The following is a 20933-nucleotide window of genomic DNA, read 5'->3' as shown; positions in this document are numbered from 1 at the left end:
GCTATTGTTGGGCTTCCTGCGTCAGCCCAACCTTCGCACTGCCGCTCCAAAGCGGGACGCGCTCACACCTTCAGATATTCCTCGCGTGAACCCAGCCAGCGCGCCAGATGCGCTTCCACCGTAGCCAAGTCCTCGCGCAGCAGCCGCTGCGCCGCTTCGCGCGCGCCTTCGACCAGCACGCTGTCATGCTCCAGATCGGCAAAGCGCAGCAGCGCCTGGCCCGACTGGCGCGCGCCGAGGAATTCACCCGGGCCACGGATTTCCAGATCGCGCCGGGCGATTTCGAAACCATCGGTGGTTTCGCGCATCGTCACCAGACGCTGGCGCGCCACCGGTCCCAGCGGCGACTGGTACAGCAGCACGCACACGCTGGCCGCGCTGCCGCGACCGACACGTCCACGCAACTGGTGCAGCTGCGACAGCCCGAAGCGCTCGGCATGCTCGATCACCATCAGCGAGGCATTCGGCACATCGACGCCCACCTCGATCACCGTGGTGGCCACCAGCACATGGATTTCCGCGCGCAGAAAGGCATCCATCACCTCGGCCTTCTCCGCCGGCTTCATGCGCCCGTGCACCAGGCCCACGCGCAGATCGGGCAGGGCCGCGGCCAGCGTGGCATGGGTATCGGTCGCGGTCTGCAATTGCAGCGCTTCGGATTCCTCGATCAGCGGGCAAACCCAGTACACCTGCCGGCCCTCGAGCGCGGCCGCATGCACCCGCGCGATGACCTCTTCGCGCCGGTTCTGGTCGATGACGCGGGTGACGATGGGCGTGCGGCCCGGCGGCAGTTCGTCGATCACCGAGACTTCCAGGTCGGCGTAATACGTCATCGCCAGCGTGCGCGGTATCGGCGTGGCCGACATCATCAGTTGATGCGGCACGATGCGCGACGCCTCTTCCTCGCCTTCCGCCCCCTTGTTGCGCAAGGCCAGCCGCTGGCCGACGCCGAAGCGATGCTGTTCGTCAATGATCACCAGGCCAAGCCGCGCGAACGCTACGGCTTCCTGGATCAATGCATGGGTGCCGACGACGAGCTGCGCCACACCGGCTTCCACCAGCGCCAGCGACTCGGTCTTTTCCTTCTTTTTCTGGCTGCCGGTGAGCCAGGCTACCTTGACGCCCAGCGGCTCCATCCACGCGGCGATCTTGCGGAAGTGCTGCTCGGCCAGGATCTCGGTCGGCGCCATTAAGGCGGCCTGACAGCCGCTGTCGATGGCCTGGGCCGCGGCCAGCGCCGCGACCACGGTCTTGCCGCTGCCCACATCGCCCTGCAGCAGCCGCTGCATCGGATGCGGCGCGACGAGGTCGTTGCGGATCTCGGCCAGCACCTTCTGCTGCGCCCGTGTCAGCGAAAACGGCAGCGTTGCCAGCAGATCCTTCGACAGCGCGCCCACGACCGTGAGCGGCACCGCACCCTTGCTGCGTCGCGCCTCCTGGGCACGCTTCAACGAGAGCTGCTGCGCCAGCAACTCATCGAACTTCATGCGCATCCAGGCCGGATGGCTGCGGTCTTCCAGCGCCATCTCGTCGACGTCCGGCGGCGGATGATGCAGCAGCCGCACCGCGTCGGCGAAAGGCATCAGGCCCAGCGCGTCGCGCAGCGCAAGGGGCAGGGTATCCGCAAGGTTAGCGCGCGCAAGCGCGGTTTCGATCGCGCGCCGCAACGCCGTCTGCGACACGCCTTCGCCGCTCGGATACACCGGCGTCAATACGTCCGGCAGCGGCGCGCCTTCGTTGATGACCTTGTAGGCCGGATGCACCATCTCCGCGCCGAAGAAGCCATGACGCACTTCGCCGCGGGCGCGCACCCGGTTGCCCACGGCCAGCTGCTTGGCCTGGCTGCCGTAGAAATTCAGGAAGCGCATCGTGACCTGGCCGGTGTCGTCCGCGATCGTCACCACCAGCTGGCGCCGCGGCCGGTACTGCACTTCGCAATCGGTGACCACGCCTTCGACCTGGGCCGCGCCGCCGCTCATGAAACCGGCGTCATGCATGTCCACGACGATGGTCTCGTCCTCGTAGCGCATCGGCAAATGCAGCACGAAATCCATGTCGGATCTGAGGCCCAGGCGGGCCAGCTTGTCTTCCAGCTTGCCGGAGCGGGCCGCTCGGGAAGTCTTGGCGGAGGGTTCGGTCTTTTGCTTGGTTTCGGGCATGTACGGGAAGAACTCGGGCGGCTCGGCGTAAAATAGCGGACTTTTGTGCCTGCGGCGCCGGCTTTGCCAGGCTGCTTGTTAAGGCTTCAACTCAGGGCTGTAACCATAGCAGTTCCAGACCCGCTCCGATACCCGTCCCATCGCATGTACTCACTGTCCGACTTCGACTTCGCGCTGCCCGAGGAATTGATCGCGCAATTCCCGCTGCAAGAGCGCAGCGCCTCGCGCCTCTTGCACGTCGCCCCCGATGGCCTGCACGACCGCGTCTTCACCGACATCGTCGACCTGCTCTCGCCCGGCGATGTGCTGGTGTTCAACGATACCCGCGTGCTGAAGGCGCGCTTCTTCGGCGTCAAGGAAACCGGCGGCAAGATTGAAGCCCTGGTCGAACGGGTGCTGGATGCGCGCACCGTGCATGCGCAGGTGCGGGCCTCGAAGTCGCCGCCACCGGGCACGAAGATCCGCCTGGCCGATGCCTTCGACGTCACCGTCGGCGAGCGCGCCGGTGAATTCTTCACGCTGCATTTTCCCGGCGATGTGTTCGAGCTGATCGATGCGCATGGCCGCCTGCCTCTGCCGCCATACATTGAGCATGCGGCCGATGCGCAGGATGAAACCCGTTACCAGACCGTATATGCGAAACAGCCCGGCGCGGTCGCCGCGCCCACCGCCGGCCTGCATTTCGATGAAGCGCTGCTGGCGCGCCTGCGCGAGAAGGGCGTGCTTCTTGCCTTCATCACGCTGCATGTCGGCGCCGGCACCTTCCAGCCGGTGCGCACCGAGAACCTGGCCGAGCACCAAATGCACAGCGAGTGGTACACGATCCCGCCGGAGACGGTGGCCACGGTGCGCGAAGCGCGCGCTGCCGGACGCGATGTGATTGCCGTGGGCACCACCAGCCTGCGCGCGCTCGAATCGGCGTCGCAGTCGGGTCAGCTCGAAGCCGGCAGCGCTGACACCCAGCTTTTCATTACCCCGGGTTACCGCTTCCACACGGTGACCCGGTTGATCACCAATTTCCATCTGCCCAAATCCACGCTGCTGATGCTGGTGTCGGCCCTTGCCGGCTATGACACGATGCGCGCGGCCTACCGTCATGCGATTCAAGCGCGCTACCGCTTCTTCAGCTATGGCGACGCCATGCTTCTGACCTGTACCTCCCATGCTTAAATTCACCCTCAAGAAAACCGACGGCCGCGCGCGCCGCGGCACCGTCGAACTCAATCACGGCAGCGTCGAGACGCCGATCTTCATGCCGGTCGGCACCTATGGCACGGTCAAGGCGATGTCGCCGCTGGAGCTAAAGGAAATCGATGCCCAGATCATCCTCGGCAACACCTTCCACCTGTGGCTGCGCCCCGGCACCGAGATCCTCGACCGCTTCGGCGGCCTGCATCGCTTCATGGGCTGGGACAAGCCGATCCTGACCGACTCCGGCGGCTTCCAGGTGTTTTCGCTGGGCGCGATGCGCAAGATTACTGAGGAGGGCGTGAAGTTCGCCTCGCCGATCAATGGCGACAAGCTGTTCCTGTCGCCGGAGATCTCAATGCAGATCCAGCGTTCGCTGAACTCCGACATCGTGATGCAGTTCGACGAATGCACGCCGTACGAAATCAATGGTCGTCCCGCTACCAGCGAGGAAGCGGCGAAATCGATGCGCATGTCGCTGCGCTGGGCCAAGCGCTCGCGCGATGAATTTCATCGGCTCGAGAATCCGAATGCGCTGTTCGGCATCGTCCAGGGCGGCATGTTCGAGGATTTGCGCGACGAATCGCTGGCAGGCCTGAACGACATCGGCTTCGACGGCATTGCCATCGGCGGCCTGTCGGTGGGCGAGCCCAAGGAAGACATGATGCGAGTGCTGCGCCATGTCGGGCCGCGGCTGCCGGCGGACAAACCGCATTACCTGATGGGCGTGGGCACGCCGGAAGACCTGGTCGAAGGCGTGGATGCCGGCGTGGATATGTTCGACTGCGTAATGCCGACCCGCAATGCGCGCAACGGCTGGCTGTTTACCCGCTTCGGCGACGTGAAGATCAAGAACGCCCGCCACAAGGATGAAGACCGGCCGCTCGACGAGAGCTGCGACTGCTACACCTGCCGCAACTTCTCCCGCGCCTACCTGCACCACCTGCACCGCGCCGGCGAAATCCTCGGCGCGCGGCTCAATACCATCCACAACCTGCATTACTACCTGCAGCTGATGCGCGAGGCGAGGGATGCCATCGACGCCGGCCAATTCCAGGCTTTCCGCCTGCGCTTTCATGCGGATCGGGCGCGCGGCGCATAGAAGCGGGCGAAGGCCGGACATGTGGCACGAGCGCAGCTTGTCCAAACACAAGCTGGCGCACTATCCGGGGGCGGCCTGGGAACAAGCTTTTGCGCATTCTTCCTAAGAGGTCCCGCGCTTGCTGAAGGCGGCAGCGCACACCTACCGCAAAGGAGAGAGCATGAGTCAACCCGCAGACCAACGCTTCAATCGCACTGGCAGCATCCCGACGCCGCCATCGCCCATTCCACCTTTTCCGCAGCCACAGTCCGGGGAAGCGGCGCATCCTGGCCATCGGCATGCGCCAAGTGTGCATGCACAGGATGGCGAGCTGTCGATACTGGAGAAGTTCGCCCCGGTACAGGACGGCAAAGAAAGCCCGGAGCATGATGTTCAGGTCGAATACGGAATTTCCTGGCTGAGCGGCCCGGCCGCCTCTTCAGCGCAAGCCGATGCGCAAGACACGGTTCCTGGACACAGCCGCAAGCGTACGGCTGGCAGCGCATTTCATTTTTTGCCGTTGCAGCCGTCGCCGAAGCGCGTGCGCCTGAGTCCTGCAACGGCGCCGGAAGCCGCGCGTTTGCCCCGGGGGGGCAGGGCGGATTCACGGCGGGGTGAACAAGCGATCACATCCAACCTGGTCCATGCTTTCGCGCTGTCCGATTCCCGGTCCTCCCCGGCAGGCGGTGTTGATGCGGACTTGCCACCAGTGGATTCGAGCAATGACGAAAGGTCGGCCGATGACGATGAAGCAATGCGCTCGCGTTTGGCCAACCTGCTTCGACATGGTTTCGTCATTACCGATGAAAGCGATGCAAACAGCTACGTGCTGACGCTGTTCAATCCGGATCGCACCAGGGCCAGAGCCATTGTTCAAATACCCACAGACCTGCTTGCGAAAATGCGCGACCCGGCCGAATTGACTGAACTGATCTTCGCTCAGTCCATCGAGCGTTCGCGGCTGGATGTGGCTGAAGTCATTGCCAGCCAAGGTTGGCGACCCAGCGCTGCGCAAGCGCGCGATGCAGAGCTGGTTGAGCGAGCGGCGCTTGAAGATCGGTTTCATTTGCTGCGCGGTCTCATGGAGGCGGGCGCGGACATCGCCAGACTGGATGGCCACGGCAATTCTCTGTTGCACCTGGCAGTACAGGGAGATTTTTCCGAAGTGGTGCAATTGCTTGCCGTGCCCGCGGTCATCAATCTCGTGAATCAGTCCCGCGACACGGCGCTGCATCTGGCGATCAAGAGGGAGAGGGGCCTGGACAGGTGCGTGGCCCTGCTCAAAAAGGGCGCCGATACGGAAATTCCGGACGCGAATGGCGATACGCCGTTGCTCTGCGCCATCCGGCTCGGCAAGACCCAGGAAATGACGGCGTTGCTAAGCGCTGGCACGAATCCGGATGCCGCTGATCGTGCTGGAAGCACATCATTGCACCTCGCATGCGCGGCAGCCAATGAGACAGCCGTGCAGTTGCTGCTTGCCAAAGGCTGCAATACCAACGCTGTCGATGCCTTTGGTCGCACCGCGCTGGACATCGTTGAACGGATGCTCGATGCCCAGGAGGGCCTGGCCCAGGAAGCCATAGACCAGGATGCCTTCGGCCAGGACACCTACGACCTGTTGCGCTATCACACCCTGACGCAGGAGGAAGAGCACGCGCTTGCTGCCGAGCTCGACCGGAACACGCACTGATCGCTCTTCGTTTCGCGGTGCGGGATGCGCGATGATCCGGTGCTAAAATGCCGGGTCTTTCGACGTTCCACCACCACCATACCCATAACGGAGAGCAGTTGATGTTCATTTCCAATGCCTACGCCCAGGCGGCTGGCGGCGCCGCCGGCATCGAGGGCAGCCTGACCAGTTTCCTTCCCATCATCCTGATGTTCGTGGTGCTGTACTTCCTGATGATTCGTCCGCAGATGCGGCGTCAAAAGGAACAGAAATCGATGATGGACGCGCTGGCCAAGGGAGATGAAGTCGTCACCTCCGGCGGCCTGCTCGGCCGTGTGACCAAGGTGGCCGATGCCTATCTCACCCTGGACATCGGCAACGGCACCGAAGTCGTGGTGCAGAAAGTCGCCGTCACTACCCTGCTGCCCAAGGGCACCATCAAGTCGCTGTAAGCGCGCCACGCCGGGGTCCCGCCCCGGCGGCCAACCCCGCCGCCGCTTTCCATCCTTCCCAGCCATGAACCGCTATCCCCTCTGGAAAAACATCCTCATCGCGATCGCGCTGCTGTTCGGCGTGATCTACACCCTGCCCAATTTCTTCGGCGAGTCGCCGGCGCTGCAGATCAGCAGCGCCAAGGCCACGGTGAAGATCGATTCGAGCCTGACCGGTCAGGTCGAGGCAGCGTTGAAGAAGGCGGCCCTGCCTTACCAGGCCATCAGTTACGACAGCGCCGGCGATCAGGGCTCGGTGCGGGTGCGCTTTGCCGACACCGATACCCAGTTCAAGGCCAAGGGCCTGCTGGAGAAGGAACTCAACACCGACCCGGCCGACCCGACCTATGTCGCGGCCTTCAACCTGCTGCCCAATACCCCGGCGCTGCTGCAGAGCCTGCATGCCTTCCCGATGTATCTCGGCCTGGACTTGCGCGGCGGCGTGCATTTCCTGATGCAGGTCGATACCAAGGCGGTGATCAACAAGCGGCTGCAGGGCATGCAGTCGAGCGTGCGCAGCATCCTGATCGACAAGAAAGTGCGCTATGCCGGCATCTCGCGCAGCGGCGACAGCGTCGAGGTGCGGCTCAATGACGAAGCGTCTCGCAACGCCGCGCGCGACATCCTGTCGGCGCAATTGTCGGATGCGGTATTGAAGGACGGCGGCACGGCGACCGAGCCGTCGCTGATCGTCAGCCTGAATCCGCAGGCGCTGAAGGGCACGCTCGAAGACGCGGTACAGCAGAACATTTCCACGCTGAGTAAGCGCGTCAATGAGCTGGGCGTGGCCGAGCCGGTGATCCAGCGCCAGGGTGCGGACCGCATCGTGGTGCAATTGCCGGGCGTGCAGGACGTGACCCGGGCCAAGGACATCATCGGCCGCACCGCGACGCTGGAAGTGCGCTTCGTGGATGAGTCGGTGCAGCGCGGGACCGAAGACAGCGCGACGATCCCGTTCGGCTCCGAGCTGTTCAAGGTCGGACGCGGCGCCCCGGTCGTGCTGTACAAGGATCCGATCATCACCGGTGACTACATCTCCAATGCCACCGCCAGCTTCGACCAGAACCACCAGCCGGCGGTCAGCATCGATCTGAACGGCGACGGCGGCCGGCGCATGCGCGAAGCCACGCGCGACAAGATCGGCAAGCTGATGGCCATCGTGCTGTTCGAGAAGGGCCGCGGCGAGGTGCTGACGGTGGCCACGATACGCGATGAGCTCGGCGCGCGCTTCCAGATCACCGGCATGGGTTCGCCACAGGCCGCTACCGACCTGGCGCTGCTCTTGCGCGCCGGCTCGCTGGCCGCGCCGATGGAGATCATCGAGGAACGCACCATCGGCCCGCAGCTCGGCGCCGACAACATCGCCAAGGGCTTCCATTCGACGATCTACGGCTTTGCCGCGATCGCGATCTTCATGATCATTTACTACCTGATGTTCGGCGCCTTCTCGGTGTTCGCGCTGGCGGTGAACCTGCTGCTGCTGATCGCGGCGCTGTCGCTGTTGCAGGCCACGCTGACCTTGCCCGGCATCGCGGCAATCGCCTTCACGCTCGGCATGGCGATTGACGCCAACGTGCTGATCAACGAGCGCATCCGCGAGGAGCTGCGCAACGGCAGCACGCCGCATGCGGCCATCGCGGTCGGCTTCGACCGCGCCTGGGCGACGATTCTGGACTCGAACGTCACCACGCTGATCGCCGGCGTGGCGCTGCTGATCTTCGGCTCCGGCCCGATCCGCGGCTTCGCGGTGGTGCACTGCCTGGGCATCGCGACCTCGATCTTCTCTTCGGTGTTCGTATCGCGCGGCGTAGCCAACCTCTGGTATGGCCGGCGCAAGAAGCTTTCGCGCATCTCGATCGGCCAGGTCTGGAAGCCGAACACCTGAACCACGCATAGGGAAACACAGTCATGGAATTTTTCCGCATCAAGAGGGACATTCCCTTCATGCGCCACGCGTTGGTGTTCAACGCGATCTCGGCAATCACCTTCATCGCCGCGGTGTTCTTCCTGTTTCACAAGGGATTGCATCTGTCGATCGAATTCACCGGCGGCACCGTGATGGAAATGCATTATTCGCATCCGGCCGATGTCGAGGCGATACGCAAGTCGGTCGAGGGCATGGGATTTGCCGACAGCCAGGTGCAGAGCTTCGGCACCGCGCAGGATGTGCTGGTGCGCCTGCCGACGCAAAAGGGCATGAACTCGACCCAGGTCAGCCAGAAGGTGATGGATGGCCTGAAGGCCCAGGATAATGGCGCCGAATTGCGTCGCGTCGAGTTCGTCGGCCCGCAGGTGGGTGACGAACTCACGCATGATGGCCTGATGGCGCTGGGCATGGTGGTCATCGGCATCATGATCTACCTTGCCTTCCGCTTCGAATGGAAGTTCGCGGTGGCTGCCATCATTGCCAACCTGCATGACGTGGTCATCATCCTTGGCTTCTTCGCCTTCTTCCAGTGGGAGTTCTCGCTGACGGTGCTGGCCGCAGTGCTGGCGGTGCTCGGCTATTCGGTCAATGAATCGGTGGTGGTGTTCGACCGGGTGCGCGAAACTTTCCGCGACCGCCGCTATGGCAAGCTCTCTACCGCCGACGTGATGAACCATGCGATCACCAGCACCATCTCGCGCACCGTGATCACCCACGGCTCCACTGAAGTGATGGTGCTGTCGATGCTGATCTTCGGCGGCCCGACGCTGCATTACTTCGCCGTCGCGCTGACCATCGGCATTCTGTTCGGCATCTATTCGTCGGTGTTCGTTGCTGCCGCGGTGGCGATGTGGCTGGGCGTCAAGCGCGAGGATCTGTTGAAGCCGGCCAAGGAAAAGGACACCACCGGCGGCGCGGTGGTGTGAAGGTTCGGGAGCGCCGCGCGCTCCCGGCTTGTTTTCCGACCGGCGCTGCAATGGCTGTCGGTCTGGCGCCAAGGTGCCTTACGCCGGGTCGACCCGGCGTTTGTTTATTGTCAACGCGTTCGCGTGAATCTTTTACGTTTCTTTGCCACATACCCTCCTGTTTTGCGGCCAATGTCGGTCGCTTGCGCAACAATCTTTCAGGAGGGATTTCATGGCTACATCCATTGGCGCCGCCTCGGCTGCAGGCTCGCATGTCAATTCTGCCCAAGGGGGTGGATCGCCGCCGACTTCAGCTGTGCCGCAGGAAAAACCAAGCCTGGGATACAAGCCGTCCTTTATCTTTAATACGGCCCATGGGGTGGGAGAGGTTGCCAACGCATCCATTCCATTGCCGCTTCCTTTAGTAAATTCCTCACAGATGCCAATGCCGAAGGGCAGTGAGCCGGGTGTCAGCTCGAAGAAACCTGCGCCGGGGTTTTTTGAAGAGATCAGCAGCAGTTCGGAGGATGAAGCCCCCATTAAGTCGAACAGTGGGGCGAAAAATTCAGGCAAGCAAGCTGACCTTGAAAAAAAGCGGCGCACGCCTAGCATCATTGCGGAGGCTAATCCGGGGCTAGCAGGTCTGGGAGACGCCGAGTTCGCTGCTTCGGAAGACAATAGTTCCAGTGAGGAGCATGAAAAGGCGGAAAAGACTGTGCCAGATCCCATCAGTGGCGCAACCAAAAAGGAAGCATTACCAGAAGAGATTGAGGCCGCTATAGACTCCGTCCTTGCTGACCAAAACATTTCAAATGAGCGAAACTCATCTGTGCCGTCTTCCTCCACGAATGGCGATTCGCACAGCGGTGGGCCTGCGAAGAAGACCAATGCGAAAAAGCTTGCCAGTTCGAGCGCGACACCGAAAAAAGACGAGTCAGCCTCGCGCTCCAGCCAGGACGAACCACCGCAACCCGTATCGCCTTCGACGCCCCAATCACTCAAGCCCGATAGCAGCAAGCGGACCAAACCCGCCTCGGCAACCATAACCCCAGCTGTGCTGCCTGCGACACCGGCACCATCCTCCAGCACAACACCTCCATCATCCGCCCGGTCTCCGAAGCTGGATAAGTTCACTTCGATTCGTCCCAAGAAGGCCGAAGCCAAGACCGAAGTTGAGATCGACGGCAAACAACCCCCTGAGCCGGAAAAGCGGACAAAGCTGAAGAAATCTCCCCGTTCGGAAAGACCGGAGAGGGCAAAACGCCGCTCGCAACGCATGGCCGCACTCACGCTGCAGCCGCGCTATGTCCCCGATACGGGTGATCGCGATGTCCCTACCAGCTCGCAAGCCAGCCTCGAGCAGTGCCGGGGCTTGCTGCAGTTGCTGGAGGCGGGCTGCGATAAGGAACTTCGCTGGCAGCTACTCGGCGCGCTGGTCGAGATGGCATTCGCGTTGCCAAAGAAGAGCCGGGCGGAGGTGCTGGAGCGTTCCTGGCGCTGTGCACGCGCGCTGCCGGATGCGCAATTGCGGCAATGGGCCCACCAGGTATTGAGCAGGTACTACAAAGCCAAAGGCGCTGACGATGATGATTCAAGCGAAGAGTCTTCCGCGGCATCATGCCATCAGGCGATGGAAGAATTCACCGCGCTGTGCAGAGATGTGAAGGGCGCCACAACTAGAAAGGCATGGAACGAGTTGGCGGCAAAAATCGCCGGCAGCAGGCTTGACGTTCAGGCCCAACTGGAAGCTACGGCAGTGGCAATCGATAGTTTTAAAAGCATGAAGGACAAGGCCGCAATCCGCGATGCCATGTCCGCATTGAAGAAAAAACTGGGCGCAAAACTGCTGGTTCTGGCGTTTTTTCAGTCGTCGGCATGTCCTGGCGCCAAGAGCTTGCGCGGGGAGATTCAACATACTGCTTCCGCGGTGCTGCGGGGCATCCTGGCCGGTGAACCTAGGGCCATCGAGGATTTTAAAAGTTTGTTGAGCCTGGACATCATCGCCGACGGTATCGAAGAGGCACTGCACGGCTGCATGCGGGAATTGGCTACAGATCTCATGGCACGGCAGCCGGGCAACGCCAGCCCGGCGCCCGCCAATACCGGAGATGTCAGGAGCGCCACTGCGACGAGCAACGCGCCAACGGACGCCACGACCGCAACGCCCCAACCCGTTTCGGCCCCGGAGACGATTCTTGACATCGTGCGGGAGTTGTTGCTGCTGGAAGGGCAGAGCGGTGTGCCCGGCGCGACCTGGCTGCCCGACCGTAGCATCTGTCTCCTGCTAAGCGTGCTCGAACTCGAGCATGATGCGGCCTTGCGTGCCATCGACGATGTTGCCTACGACAACGCGACGTCCTTTATCCACGGCGTATGCGCCAGCACGCTCACGCCGCTGTCCTGCAAGATACTGCTCGAGGATATGGTGCCGGACCAGGACAATAAACCCACGCTGCCGCTGCTGCAGCACTTGATGGTCAGCGGGAACATCCATGTTGCGCGTGAATATCTGGGCAAGCTCGACGCATCGGATATGCGGAAGAGCGATTTGAACCGTTTGCTCAGGCGAATCGATGGTAGCGGCCCAAGCGCAATGGAGTTAGCCATCATCCTGGGGCGCGATGACAATATCAGGGAGTTTATCGACATCGTTGCGGGACTGGGCAAGCTAGGCGCGGATGAAAAGCTCGCGCTGCTCGAAGCGAAACGTAACGACGGCACGCCAGGCTTGCTGTGCGCAATACAAAGCGATAGCACAAAGATGGAAGCGAGCGTTTACGCCTATATGACAGGTTTGCTGCAGTTTGACGAAAAGCATATTCGCGATGTGATTGGCATGCTGTCCGCGCCGAATAAGGACGGCAATTCTCCATTTCGGCTTGCCTTGATGAAGGATGATGCCAGCCTGGTATACAGCATGGTGCGCGCCATCTGCGAGGACAAAACGCTCGCCCCCGATGAGAAGGCGGCTCTGCTTTCCGGGCAAACGTCGGTGGCCGATGCCAATGTGGACTATAGGGAAAAAGGATTGACTGCCTATTATTTGGCTGTAAAGGCGATCTATCTGAAAAAATTCCCGAACGACGGTATTCCCAAGAGCAAGGCCGCGGATAACGGCAAAATCACTTACTTCACATCCACCCCAGTTTCATTCGAAAAGCCTTTCGATAGGGTTGATGCGGACGCCAAACTGCAATGGGACAAGGCGCGTGATGAGTCCCTGTTCGCGATGATGTCTCGATTCACCGAGAGTGAGCGCAAGGAGTGCAAGCAATTGGGGCGCCGCCTGGTGCGCCAGGAACGGGAAAAAGCGACCTCCGCCTTTCATGCGGCGCTTCGAAATGGAAAGGCACAGTCGGTTACCGGGTATATCAGGGCGATGATCGAATACGCTGTAACTGGCAGCCATATCAGGCCGATCAGCTTTATCCTCGCCGAGGACGCCAGTGGAAATCCTGCGTTGTTCAACGCAATGGAAAACGATGAATTCCGCGCGGTCGGGGCGTATGTCGAGGCCGTGCTGTCTTCGGACTTGCAAATCGAAGACAAATATGCCTTGCTGAAGCCTTACGGAGAAGATGGTTATACCCCATTGCAAATCGCGATGGCTTCAGGAAGTCGCCGCGCAATGAGTGCCTACGTTGCTTCCGTTCTGGACTCGTCGTTGAGCGACGACCAAAAACAGCAATTGTTGCTTTCCATAGGGAAGAATGGAAAGTCGGCCAGGCAAATGCTCGACGATCTTCTGCAAAGAAAGCCGAACATGGATAGGGCATCCCTGCAGCAGTTCGACGCGATGATCACCGAGTCGAATCTTGGCGGGCTAATCAAGAGGTTCCTCATCCATGACTACGGGAACAAGGGCGGCGTCAAGAAAACCTGAAGCCTCGTCATGGGCCTCCTTCCCGGCAGGCCCATGGCTGCCGGGAAGGCGGCGCAAGCGCCTCAGATCTCCTTCGCCAGCCTCGCTGCGATGCCGGTATAGCTCGCCGGCGTCATCGCCAGCAGCCTGTCCTTCGCTTCCTGCGGCATGGCCAGCGTCGCCACGAAGGCTTGCAGCGCCTCCTTCGAAATGCCCTTGCCGCGGGTCAGCTCCTTCAGCTGCTCATACGGATTCTCGATGCCATAGCGACGCATCACCGTCTGCACCGGTTCAGCCAGCACTTCCCAGGTTGCGTCCAGGTCCTCGGCCATGCGCGCCGGATTGGCTTCGAGCTTGTTCAGGCCGCGCAGGCAACTGTCGTAGGCCAGCAATGCATAGCCGAAGCCCACGCCGATATTGCGCAGCACGGTGGAGTCGGTGAGGTCGCGCTGCCAGCGTGAGACCGGCAGCTTTTCCGCCAGGTGCTTGAGCACGGCGTTGGCCATGCCGAGGTTGCCCTCGGAATTCTCGAAGTCGATCGGGTTGACCTTGTGCGGCATCGTCGACGAGCCGATCTCGCCGGCGCGGGTGCGCTGCTTGAAGTAGCCGAGCGAAATATAGCCCCAGATGTCGCGGTCCAGGTCGAGCACGATGGTGTTGGCGCGGGCGACCGCGTCGAACAGCTCGGCCATGTAGTCGTGCGGCTCGATCTGGATGGTGTAGGGATTGAAAACCAGGCCGAGGCGCTCTTCGATGACGCCCTTCGAAAACGCCGGCCAGTCGACTTCCGGATACGCCGACAGATGCGCGTTGTAATTGCCGACCGCGCCATTCATCTTGCCGAGTATCTCGACGGCGGCGATGCGTTGCGCCGCGCGCCGCAGTCGCGCCACCACGTTGGCGATTTCCTTGCCCAGCGTGGTCGGGCTGGCCGGCTGGCCGTGGGTGCGCGACATCATCGGCACGTCCGTATGCGCATGCGCGAGTTCGGCCAGCTTGTCGATCACGGCTTGCAGCGCCGGCAGCATCACCTCGTCGCGCGCGGCCTTGAGCATCATGCCGTGCGAGGTGTTGTTGATGTCTTCCGAGGTGCAGGCGAAATGGATGAATTCGGACGCAGCCACCAGCTCCGGCATGTCCTTGACCTTGTCCTTGAGCCAGTATTCGACCGCCTTTACGTCATGGTTGGTGACGGCTTCGATTTCCTTGATGCGCGCCGCGTCGGCTTCGCTGAACTCGGCGGCGATGCGTTCGAGCAGCGCGCGCGCCTCAGTCGAGAACGGCCGGATTTCGGGCAGGCCCGCTTCCGACAGCGCCTGCAGCCAGGCCAGCTCGACCTTCACGCGGTGATGCATGAAGCCGGCTTCGGAAAGAATCGGGCGCAGTTTGTCGGTCTTGGCGGCATAGCGGCCGTCGAGCGGGGAAAGGGCGGTCAGTGCGGAGAGACTGGACATGGCGGTGGAAAGTGGATGAAAGCGGAATCGGTGGGAAGCCGGCCCGGCGCGGCCGCGAAGCTTGGTGGAACCCGGTACATGCACCGGCCTGGTACGGGCCCATGCAACGAGCGCGTCGCCGGCAAGGGCGCCATTCTAACATTGGCGTTCCCCTCGGCGCGGCAGGCCCGTACGAAGATGGTCGGATTGTCAATGCTATAATCGGCCGCATCCTTTCCAAACATCATCTATGAAACTCATCGGCTCACTCTCCAGTCCCTATGTGCGCAAGGTGCGCGTTGTCATGGCGGAAAAAAAGCTGGATTACGCGCTGGTGCTGGACAATGTCTGGGGCCCGGATAGCGTTGTGCCGCAATCGAATCCGCTGGGCAAGGTGCCTTGCCTGATCATGGAAGACGGCGCAGCGATGTTCGATTCGCGCGTCATTGTTGAATATCTCGATACGCTGACCCCGGTCGGCAAGCTGATTCCCACACAGAGCCGCGAGCGCGCGCAGGTCAAATGCTGGGAAGCGTTGGCCGACGGCGCGGTTGATGCCGCAATACTGGTACGGCTGGAACGCACGCTGCGGCCGCAGGAGCAGCAAAGCCCGGCCTGGATCGAGCGCCAGATGGGCAAGGTACACGCCGGCCTGAAGGCGATGGCGAGCGGTCTGGGCGACAAGCCCTACTGCATGGGGAATCACTTCACGCTGGCCGATGTGGCCCTGGGCTGCGCGCTCGGATGGCTGGCGTTCCGCTTTCCCGAGATCGGCTGGCGCGATGAATATCCGAACCTGGCCAAAGTTTTCGACCGCATCTCGGAGCGCCCCTCGTTCCGGGATACGATGCCGCAGTGAGCATCGTCTTCGCGAGCAAGGAAAAAACGGCGCTTTCCGCGCCGTTTTTCATTCCTCTCCCATCTGCGATTGCAGGTAATTCTGGATGCCGATTCTGCCGATGAGTTCCAGCTGGGTTTCCAGCCAGTCGATATGCTCCTCGGTGTCTTCGAGGATGGCGACCAGGATCTCGCGCGACACATAGTCGCCAGCCGCTTCAGAAGCCGCGATGCCTTCCGTTACAGTCTGGTGCGCGGCGCGCTCGAGCTGCAGGTCACAGTCCAGCATTTCCTCGGCGTTCTCGCCAATCAGCAGCTTGTTCAGGGCCTGCAGATTGGGCAGGCCTCCCAGCATCAGGATGCGGTTGATCAGATTGTCGGCATGCTTCATCTCGCCGATGGATTCTTCGTATTCCTTCTTGCCCAGCCGCTCGAAACCCCAGTGTCGATACATGCGCGCATGCAGGAAATACTGGTTGATCGCAGTGAGTTCGTTGGTGAGCTGCGCATTGAGCAGCCGAATGATGTTCGGATCGCCCTTCATGGATTCCTCGCTGTTGTTGTGAGAGAAGCGCCGCGCTTCCCTGTGTGCGGCGCCAAGGCGATGATAACCCAACAATTTCAGGCGCCGCTTACCAAATGTCGCTGGCATCGATCCGGCGCAATATTGTTAAGTCTATTGGTCTTCAACTGTTAAATTCGACAGGTTTTCAGCAAAGCGACCCTTCCTATACTGGCGCGCGGCGGTCGCATTCCACGACCGCGATTCCAGCCACCCAGCGTCACCGGCAAGCAGATCCGGCCGGCGCCATTCATACAAGGGGAGTGTTTGCCATGCAAAAAACCAGGACGCCGCAGCGCGGTCAGGGCATGACCGAATACATCATCATCGTGGCCCTGATCGCCGTCGCGGCGATCGCGGTGTACCAGTTCTTCGGGCAGACCATACGCAGCCAGATGTCCGCGATCGCCAATGAAGTCGGCGGCAATTCCGGCGCATCGGCGATGAGCGCCGCTGCCAGCGCGGCAGCGAAGACCGATGCCGAACAGGCCGCCAAGGGCCTGGCGAAGTACGCCGACGGCGCCGACAAGGCCAAGTAGGGCGCGCCATGGCATCGCAGCGCATCGCCTGCCGCAATCGACCGGCACTGGCTGTGCACTTCGCGCGGCGCCAGCGCGGCCAGGCGCTGGTCTATGGCATCGGCCTGCTTCTGGCCGGCCTGGCGGGGCTGTATCTGCTGTTCAATCTCGGCCAGGTGACGGCCGAGAAGACCCGGCTCATCAATGCCGCCGACGCGGCGGCGCATGCCGGTGCGCTGATGCAGGCGCGCGCGCTGAATTACGACGCCTATTCGAATCGCGCTCTGGTAGCCAACGAGGTGTTGATCGCGCAGATGGTGAGCCTGTCGTCGTGGGCGCAATATGCGCAGCAGCACGCGTCGATGCTGCCTTACCAGTTCCCCGAATGCCTGGATCCCCAAGGATATGGCTTCGCGATCGGCGCGGCTTTCAAATATGGACCGGAGTACGCGGCTAAGTGTTATCTGATGGCGCAGTACACCGGCGACGCCGTCGAGGCCGTCGCCGAACAGATACCCGACATCGCTGAAACGCTGGTGGATATCGTCGAAGCCAGCAAGGCCGCCATCCTCGGCGCGCGTCGCCTGGTGCACGGCAGCGGCGATGCGGCCGGCGCATCGCTGTTTTCCTCCCTGCGCGACCAGGTGATACAGCAGGTTGCCGACGCCAATTACCGTGGCGACGGGCCGGTCAAGGCGAGCGTGAAGCCGGGCAGCGACGGCTGGGCCGGATTTCTGCGTCTCTACCAGGGCAACGAGCGCGGCCGCTTCGCCGATGTCGCGCAAGAAGCAGCCTGGAGCGACGAATTCGTCAAGCAGCGCAATGCGGATGGCGCCGCTCCATCGCCGCCGCCCTGGGAATGGACGTGTGTCGCGGCGAACCGCAGGAACTCGGTCAAGCGCCGCGGCGGCACGGAGCTGGTCAACTACGATGAATGGAAGGCCGAGGACACCGAATCCTACTGGGAAGTGCGCAATACCGGACGCTGGTTTCCGCGTTGCGGCAGCGCCGAGCAGCCGATCGCCTGGGGCGGACAGGCGGCGTATGCGAGCGCCGAAGATGGCGACGACGGCACTGCCAGTTTCGGCGGCTCGGCGGCCACCAATCCGAGCGCGCATGCCTATGTGTCGAGCCAGGCGTGGGCGCGTTACAGCGGCTTGCCGGGCTATCTCGACCTGGCTCCGGAATGGCTTCGCATCGACTCTCCGGAGCCGCGGCTCGGCCTGACGGTCACGCTGTCGCGCGAGCGCGGCGACCTTGCCATCCCCGAGGGGCGCTCGGTGATCCGCCAGGCGGAAGATACGCCGGGACGCGTCAGCGTGACTGCCTACCATGGCGACTTTGCCTCCGGCCGAATGGCGGCAAGCGCGGCGGCCGAGGTATTTTTCGCCAGGCCACCAGACAGCGCGGACAATGCCTGGGGCGAGCGCTTCGGCAAGCCGCGCGAGCTGGCCAGCCTGTTCAATCCGTATTGGCAGGTGCGATTGATCGACGCGCGCGACAGCGGCGGAGGGAAGCCATGAGCCGCCCCGCGCCCTTGTGTATCGACGCTGTTCGGGGACAGGCGTTGACGGAGTTTCTCGTGATTTCGCTGGTGCTGCTGCCACTGTTCCTGCTGCTGCCGCTGATCGGAAAGATTCAGGACATCGCACACCAGGCGCAGTTGGCGAGCCGCTATGCCGCATTCGATGGGCTGCTGCGCAACGACAGTCACAACCAATTCAAGCAGCCCGAGCAGCTCGAGCGCGAACTGGCGCAGCGCTTCTTCAGCGCCGGCGTAGCGATATCAACCGAAGACAGATCGCAGTCTTTCACATCGCGACCCCAGTGGAGCGATCCGTGGGCGCATCCACTCGTCGGCGCGGCAACGGCGGTGCGGCTGTCCTTCGGACCGTCGCATGGCAAGACACACCGTGACGCTTTCACCGCGGCAAGCGACGCCGAGCGCTTCATGCTGGCATCAAAGGCCGGGCTGCACACGGATGGCATCTACAACGTCAATGTCTCGGCGGATGTCGCGAACCTGCCCGCCGGCCTGAAGCTGATCGAACCGTTCGACCGCCTGAACCTGCGCATTGAACGGCATGCCAGCGTGCTGCTGGATGCCTGGACGGCGAATGGACCGGCGCAGGTTGAGAGGCGTTTCGGCCCGCTGGCCGGGGTGAACAAGCCGCTGCAGGCGATCGAAGGAATATTTGGCACCGCCATGAAACTGGTCGACCTGCACGATGTGGCAGCGCCTTCCTTCGGCGCGCTCGAGCGCTGGCGCGATGCGGTGCCGAGCGACCGGGTGGTGCCGCGGGAGGCGGCGCAATGAAGAGAGCTATTCCGTCGCTGACCTGCCTGCCGGCCTTGTTGCTGGTCCTGTGGCTTGCATTACCGCGGGAAGCGCAATCGCAGGCTGCGACGGCGCAAACCGGCTGGCGCCTGCCGTCCGAGGCGCAACGCATCGACATCGGGCGCGAGCTGAAGGCTGGCGACATGAGCCTGCGCCTTTGCGGCTTCGTATCCGCGTTGCCACCACAGCGCCTCGCCGAGCGCTTCGCGCAGTCCCTGGGCGAGCCGCTGGCAAGAACGGCCTTGCCGCACGGCCGGGGCATCGTGCTCGGACGTCCGCAACGGGATGGCTACCTGACGGTGCAAATCACCGAGGCTGGTTCCGGCGCGCGCGGCATCGTCGCGCTGGCCAGCATGGCGCATGAGAGGCCGGACGGTGGCGCAGCGGCGGATGTTCGACGCTGGCTGGAGCGGCTGCCGGCCGGTACGCGCGTGCTGTCCGATAAGGGCAGCCGTGACGGCGGCCGATCATGGCGCCAGCGCGTGCTGTCGAACACGGCCACAGCCGAGGTGAATCGAAACGCGCTGGAGGCGGCCATGCGCGAAGACGGCCTGCTCATGCGGCATGCGAGCAAGACGCGGGAGGAAGAAGCGCTGTTGTTCGCTGCGCCGGGCCGGGAAGCGGTGGCAGCCATCCTGCGCCGTGCCGATGGTTCCAGCACGGTCGTGCTCGATACCATCGACAACATCGACAACATCGGCAGCACCAATCCAGGCAGCTGGACCCATGCAGGCGATGCGGCCGGTACGTCACGCGCCATCGGGCATGAAGGGAGCAGGCGATGAAACAGGCTCGCAGCCGTGGCCAATCCTCAATGGAATACACGGTGATCTGCGCCGCGATCGCGGCAGCACTCGGCCTGGGCATGGCCGACCGTGACAGCGTTCTCTGGCAACTGGTGCAGGCCTTTCGTGCCGGCTACCAGAAGATTACTCATGCGATCTCCGTTCCCGACTGATCCCGACTGATGCGATGAAACTTAGGCTCCCATCCTTTCCGCGCGTTCGCAAAGCCTGGCTGTTGCCTGCGGCGGCGCTCGGCATCGGCCTGTTCGCCACCGTGGCCGCGAATCGCTTTCTCTCCGGCCGACTTGCCGATATCGAGGCCAAGGCGCGCCGTGCCACGGTCGATGTGGTGGTGGCGCGGCGCGACATCGGCCGTGGCGAAGCGTTGAAGGCAGACAGCCTGGCGCTGCGCGCGGTGCCGAAGGACTATGCGCCTTCGGGCGCGGTGCGGCCGGAAGACTACCGGCAGCTCGAAGGTCGCGTATTGCAGGTCGATGTGAAGGATGGCGAGATGATCCTCTGGGGGCTTCTGCAGTCGCAGCGGCCGCCGAGCTTTTCCGCCAGAGTGGCGGCCGGCCGCCGGGCAATGACGCTGTCGGTGGATGAAATCAACTCGATTTCCGGCATGCTCGAGCCGGGCGACAGCATCGACATGCTCGCCAGCATCGAGCGCAAGGGCAAAAGGCTGGCCTTGCCACTGGTGCAGGACGTGCGCGTGATGGCGACCGGCCAGCGCGCCGCGGAGGATCCCGCCACCGGAGAGCGCCGCCAGTTTTCTACCGTCACCGTCGACGTCACGCCGCAGCAGGCCGCCAGCCTGATCCTGGCGCGGGAAACCGGCAGGATCACTGCGCTGCTGCGCAACCCGGCCGATCGCGATCATGCCCGCGGCGCTGCGTTCGACCTTGCAGCGCTGCTCGGCGGCGCCCGCGATGTGGATGAGGTACCGGTACTGTACGGCGGCACGCCGCTGAAGCTGCCGCCGGAGGCGCTGCAGTTGCGCGGCGCATCGGGCGCGGCATCGAATGCCGCGGCGGCTTACATCGCAAATCCGCCATCCATTGCGCAGCCCGAGCTGTCAGCGCATTCCGCACGGGCAAGCGCCGAGACCATGACCGCCGTTCCCGTTCTTTCCTCACAGCGCGCCGATGGCGTTCGCCGCTAGTCCTGCCATG

At 62.8% G+C, this 20933-nt stretch carries 17 protein-coding genes; 14 read left to right on the top strand and 3 right to left on the bottom strand.

Features of this window, described 5'->3' with window-relative positions; all coding sequences use genetic code 11:
• Nucleotides 1-62: 62 nt before the first annotated feature.
• A complete protein-coding gene (recG, locus tag JJB74_RS03905; RefSeq protein ID WP_200590478.1) occupies nucleotides 63-2159 on the bottom strand; it encodes an ATP-dependent DNA helicase RecG in 2097 nt (698 codons plus the stop codon).
• Between the two features lie 144 nt (nucleotides 2160-2303).
• Between recG and queA the strand changes: the two genes are divergently transcribed.
• The 7 genes from queA to JJB74_RS03870 all read left to right on the top strand — a co-directional run bounded on the left by queA (nucleotide 2304) and on the right by JJB74_RS03870 (nucleotide 13306).
• Nucleotides 2304-3329, top strand: coding sequence for a tRNA preQ1(34) S-adenosylmethionine ribosyltransferase-isomerase QueA (queA, locus tag JJB74_RS03900; RefSeq protein WP_200590477.1), 1026 nt, complete (start codon nucleotides 2304-2306; stop codon nucleotides 3327-3329).
• The gene (tgt, locus tag JJB74_RS03895; protein ID WP_200590476.1) at nucleotides 3322-4449 is read left to right on the top strand and encodes a tRNA guanosine(34) transglycosylase Tgt; all 1128 of its coding nucleotides are present in this window, start codon (nucleotides 3322-3324) and stop codon (nucleotides 4447-4449) included. The genes queA and tgt overlap by 8 nt, the downstream gene beginning before the upstream one ends.
• 160 nt (nucleotides 4450-4609) lie before the next feature.
• Entirely contained in the window at nucleotides 4610-6121 is a 1512-nt protein-coding gene (locus tag JJB74_RS03890) for an ankyrin repeat domain-containing protein (protein WP_200590475.1), read from the top strand.
• A gap of 101 nt (nucleotides 6122-6222) precedes the next feature.
• Nucleotides 6223-6552: a preprotein translocase subunit YajC gene (yajC, locus tag JJB74_RS03885; RefSeq protein ID WP_200590474.1), complete on the top strand. Its 330-nt coding sequence runs from the start codon at nucleotides 6223-6225 to the stop codon at nucleotides 6550-6552.
• 64 nt (nucleotides 6553-6616) lie between these two features.
• The gene (gene secD, locus JJB74_RS03880; RefSeq protein ID WP_200590473.1) at nucleotides 6617-8476 is read left to right on the top strand and encodes a protein translocase subunit SecD; all 1860 of its coding nucleotides are present in this window, start codon (nucleotides 6617-6619) and stop codon (nucleotides 8474-8476) included.
• Between the two features lie 23 nt (nucleotides 8477-8499).
• A complete protein-coding gene (secF, locus tag JJB74_RS03875) occupies nucleotides 8500-9444 on the top strand; it encodes a protein translocase subunit SecF (RefSeq protein WP_200590472.1) in 945 nt (314 codons plus the stop codon).
• 211 nt (nucleotides 9445-9655) lie between these two features.
• Entirely contained in the window at nucleotides 9656-13306 is a 3651-nt protein-coding gene (locus JJB74_RS03870; protein WP_200590471.1) for a hypothetical protein, read from the top strand.
• Nucleotides 13307-13368: 62 nt separating this feature from the next.
• Here JJB74_RS03870 and purB read toward each other — a convergent pair whose 3' ends face one another.
• Nucleotides 13369-14739, bottom strand: coding sequence for an adenylosuccinate lyase (purB, locus tag JJB74_RS03865; protein WP_200590470.1), 1371 nt, complete (start codon nucleotides 14737-14739; stop codon nucleotides 13369-13371).
• Between the two features lie 229 nt (nucleotides 14740-14968).
• On the opposite strand from purB, the gene JJB74_RS03860 reads away from it, so the two are divergent.
• The gene (locus JJB74_RS03860) at nucleotides 14969-15577 is read left to right on the top strand and encodes a glutathione S-transferase family protein (RefSeq protein ID WP_200590469.1); all 609 of its coding nucleotides are present in this window, start codon (nucleotides 14969-14971) and stop codon (nucleotides 15575-15577) included.
• 48 nt (nucleotides 15578-15625) lie between these two features.
• On the opposite strand, the gene bfr is transcribed toward JJB74_RS03860, so the two are convergent.
• Complete coding sequence (bfr, locus tag JJB74_RS03855) at nucleotides 15626-16099, bottom strand: bacterioferritin (protein WP_200590468.1); 474 nt, start codon at nucleotides 16097-16099, stop codon at nucleotides 15626-15628.
• A gap of 290 nt (nucleotides 16100-16389) precedes the next feature.
• Between bfr and JJB74_RS03850 the strand changes: the two genes are divergently transcribed.
• The 6 genes from JJB74_RS03850 to cpaB are packed head-to-tail and all read left to right on the top strand — an operon-like array spanning nucleotide 16390 to nucleotide 20923.
• Nucleotides 16390-16656 (top strand): hypothetical protein, encoded by a 267-nt coding sequence (locus tag JJB74_RS03850; protein ID WP_200590467.1) that lies wholly within the window; start codon nucleotides 16390-16392, stop codon nucleotides 16654-16656.
• Nucleotides 16657-16664: 8 nt separating this feature from the next.
• On the top strand, nucleotides 16665-18158 hold the full coding sequence (locus JJB74_RS03845) for a pilus assembly protein TadG-related protein (RefSeq protein WP_200590466.1): 1494 nt from the start codon (nucleotides 16665-16667) through the stop codon (nucleotides 18156-18158).
• The gene (locus JJB74_RS03840; protein ID WP_200590465.1) at nucleotides 18155-18952 is read left to right on the top strand and encodes a hypothetical protein; all 798 of its coding nucleotides are present in this window, start codon (nucleotides 18155-18157) and stop codon (nucleotides 18950-18952) included. Before JJB74_RS03845 ends, JJB74_RS03840 begins: the two co-directional genes overlap by 4 nt.
• A complete protein-coding gene (locus JJB74_RS03835; RefSeq protein WP_200590464.1) occupies nucleotides 18949-19758 on the top strand; it encodes a hypothetical protein in 810 nt (269 codons plus the stop codon). Before JJB74_RS03840 ends, JJB74_RS03835 begins: the two co-directional genes overlap by 4 nt.
• A complete protein-coding gene (locus JJB74_RS03830; protein ID WP_200590463.1) occupies nucleotides 19755-19931 on the top strand; it encodes a hypothetical protein in 177 nt (58 codons plus the stop codon). The genes JJB74_RS03835 and JJB74_RS03830 overlap by 4 nt, the downstream gene beginning before the upstream one ends.
• 14 nt (nucleotides 19932-19945) lie before the next feature.
• The gene (gene cpaB, locus JJB74_RS03825) at nucleotides 19946-20923 is read left to right on the top strand and encodes a Flp pilus assembly protein CpaB (RefSeq protein ID WP_200590462.1); all 978 of its coding nucleotides are present in this window, start codon (nucleotides 19946-19948) and stop codon (nucleotides 20921-20923) included.
• Nucleotides 20924-20933: the final 10 nt, after the last annotated feature.

The organism is Noviherbaspirillum pedocola (genome assembly GCF_016632335.1).
Taxonomy (GTDB): Bacteria; Pseudomonadota; Gammaproteobacteria; order Burkholderiales; family Burkholderiaceae_D; genus Noviherbaspirillum_A; species Noviherbaspirillum_A pedocola.
The sequence above is the reverse complement of the archived record's forward strand: the minus strand, read 5'-3'. Positions and strand labels throughout refer to the sequence as shown.

What these genes read in the sequence shown, in the direction of transcription:
- recG (WP_200590478.1), bottom strand. Translation starts at nt 2,159, where the DNA reads ATGCCCGAAACCAAGCAAAAGACCGAACCCTCCGCCAAGACTTCCCGA.
- queA (WP_200590477.1), top strand. Translation starts at nt 2,304, where the DNA reads ATGTACTCACTGTCCGACTTCGACTTCGCGCTGCCCGAGGAATTGATC.
- tgt (WP_200590476.1), top strand. Translation starts at nt 3,322, where the DNA reads ATGCTTAAATTCACCCTCAAGAAAACCGACGGCCGCGCGCGCCGCGGC.
- JJB74_RS03890 (WP_200590475.1), top strand. Translation starts at nt 4,610, where the DNA reads ATGAGTCAACCCGCAGACCAACGCTTCAATCGCACTGGCAGCATCCCG.
- yajC (WP_200590474.1), top strand. Translation starts at nt 6,223, where the DNA reads ATGTTCATTTCCAATGCCTACGCCCAGGCGGCTGGCGGCGCCGCCGGC.
- secD (WP_200590473.1), top strand. Translation starts at nt 6,617, where the DNA reads ATGAACCGCTATCCCCTCTGGAAAAACATCCTCATCGCGATCGCGCTG.
- secF (WP_200590472.1), top strand. Translation starts at nt 8,500, where the DNA reads ATGGAATTTTTCCGCATCAAGAGGGACATTCCCTTCATGCGCCACGCG.
- JJB74_RS03870 (WP_200590471.1), top strand. Translation starts at nt 9,656, where the DNA reads ATGGCTACATCCATTGGCGCCGCCTCGGCTGCAGGCTCGCATGTCAAT.
- purB (WP_200590470.1), bottom strand. Translation starts at nt 14,739, where the DNA reads ATGTCCAGTCTCTCCGCACTGACCGCCCTTTCCCCGCTCGACGGCCGC.
- JJB74_RS03860 (WP_200590469.1), top strand. Translation starts at nt 14,969, where the DNA reads ATGAAACTCATCGGCTCACTCTCCAGTCCCTATGTGCGCAAGGTGCGC.
- bfr (WP_200590468.1), bottom strand. Translation starts at nt 16,099, where the DNA reads ATGAAGGGCGATCCGAACATCATTCGGCTGCTCAATGCGCAGCTCACC.
- JJB74_RS03850 (WP_200590467.1), top strand. Translation starts at nt 16,390, where the DNA reads ATGCAAAAAACCAGGACGCCGCAGCGCGGTCAGGGCATGACCGAATAC.
- JJB74_RS03845 (WP_200590466.1), top strand. Translation starts at nt 16,665, where the DNA reads ATGGCATCGCAGCGCATCGCCTGCCGCAATCGACCGGCACTGGCTGTG.
- JJB74_RS03840 (WP_200590465.1), top strand. Translation starts at nt 18,155, where the DNA reads ATGAGCCGCCCCGCGCCCTTGTGTATCGACGCTGTTCGGGGACAGGCG.
- JJB74_RS03835 (WP_200590464.1), top strand. Translation starts at nt 18,949, where the DNA reads ATGAAGAGAGCTATTCCGTCGCTGACCTGCCTGCCGGCCTTGTTGCTG.
- JJB74_RS03830 (WP_200590463.1), top strand. Translation starts at nt 19,755, where the DNA reads ATGAAACAGGCTCGCAGCCGTGGCCAATCCTCAATGGAATACACGGTG.
- cpaB (WP_200590462.1), top strand. Translation starts at nt 19,946, where the DNA reads ATGAAACTTAGGCTCCCATCCTTTCCGCGCGTTCGCAAAGCCTGGCTG.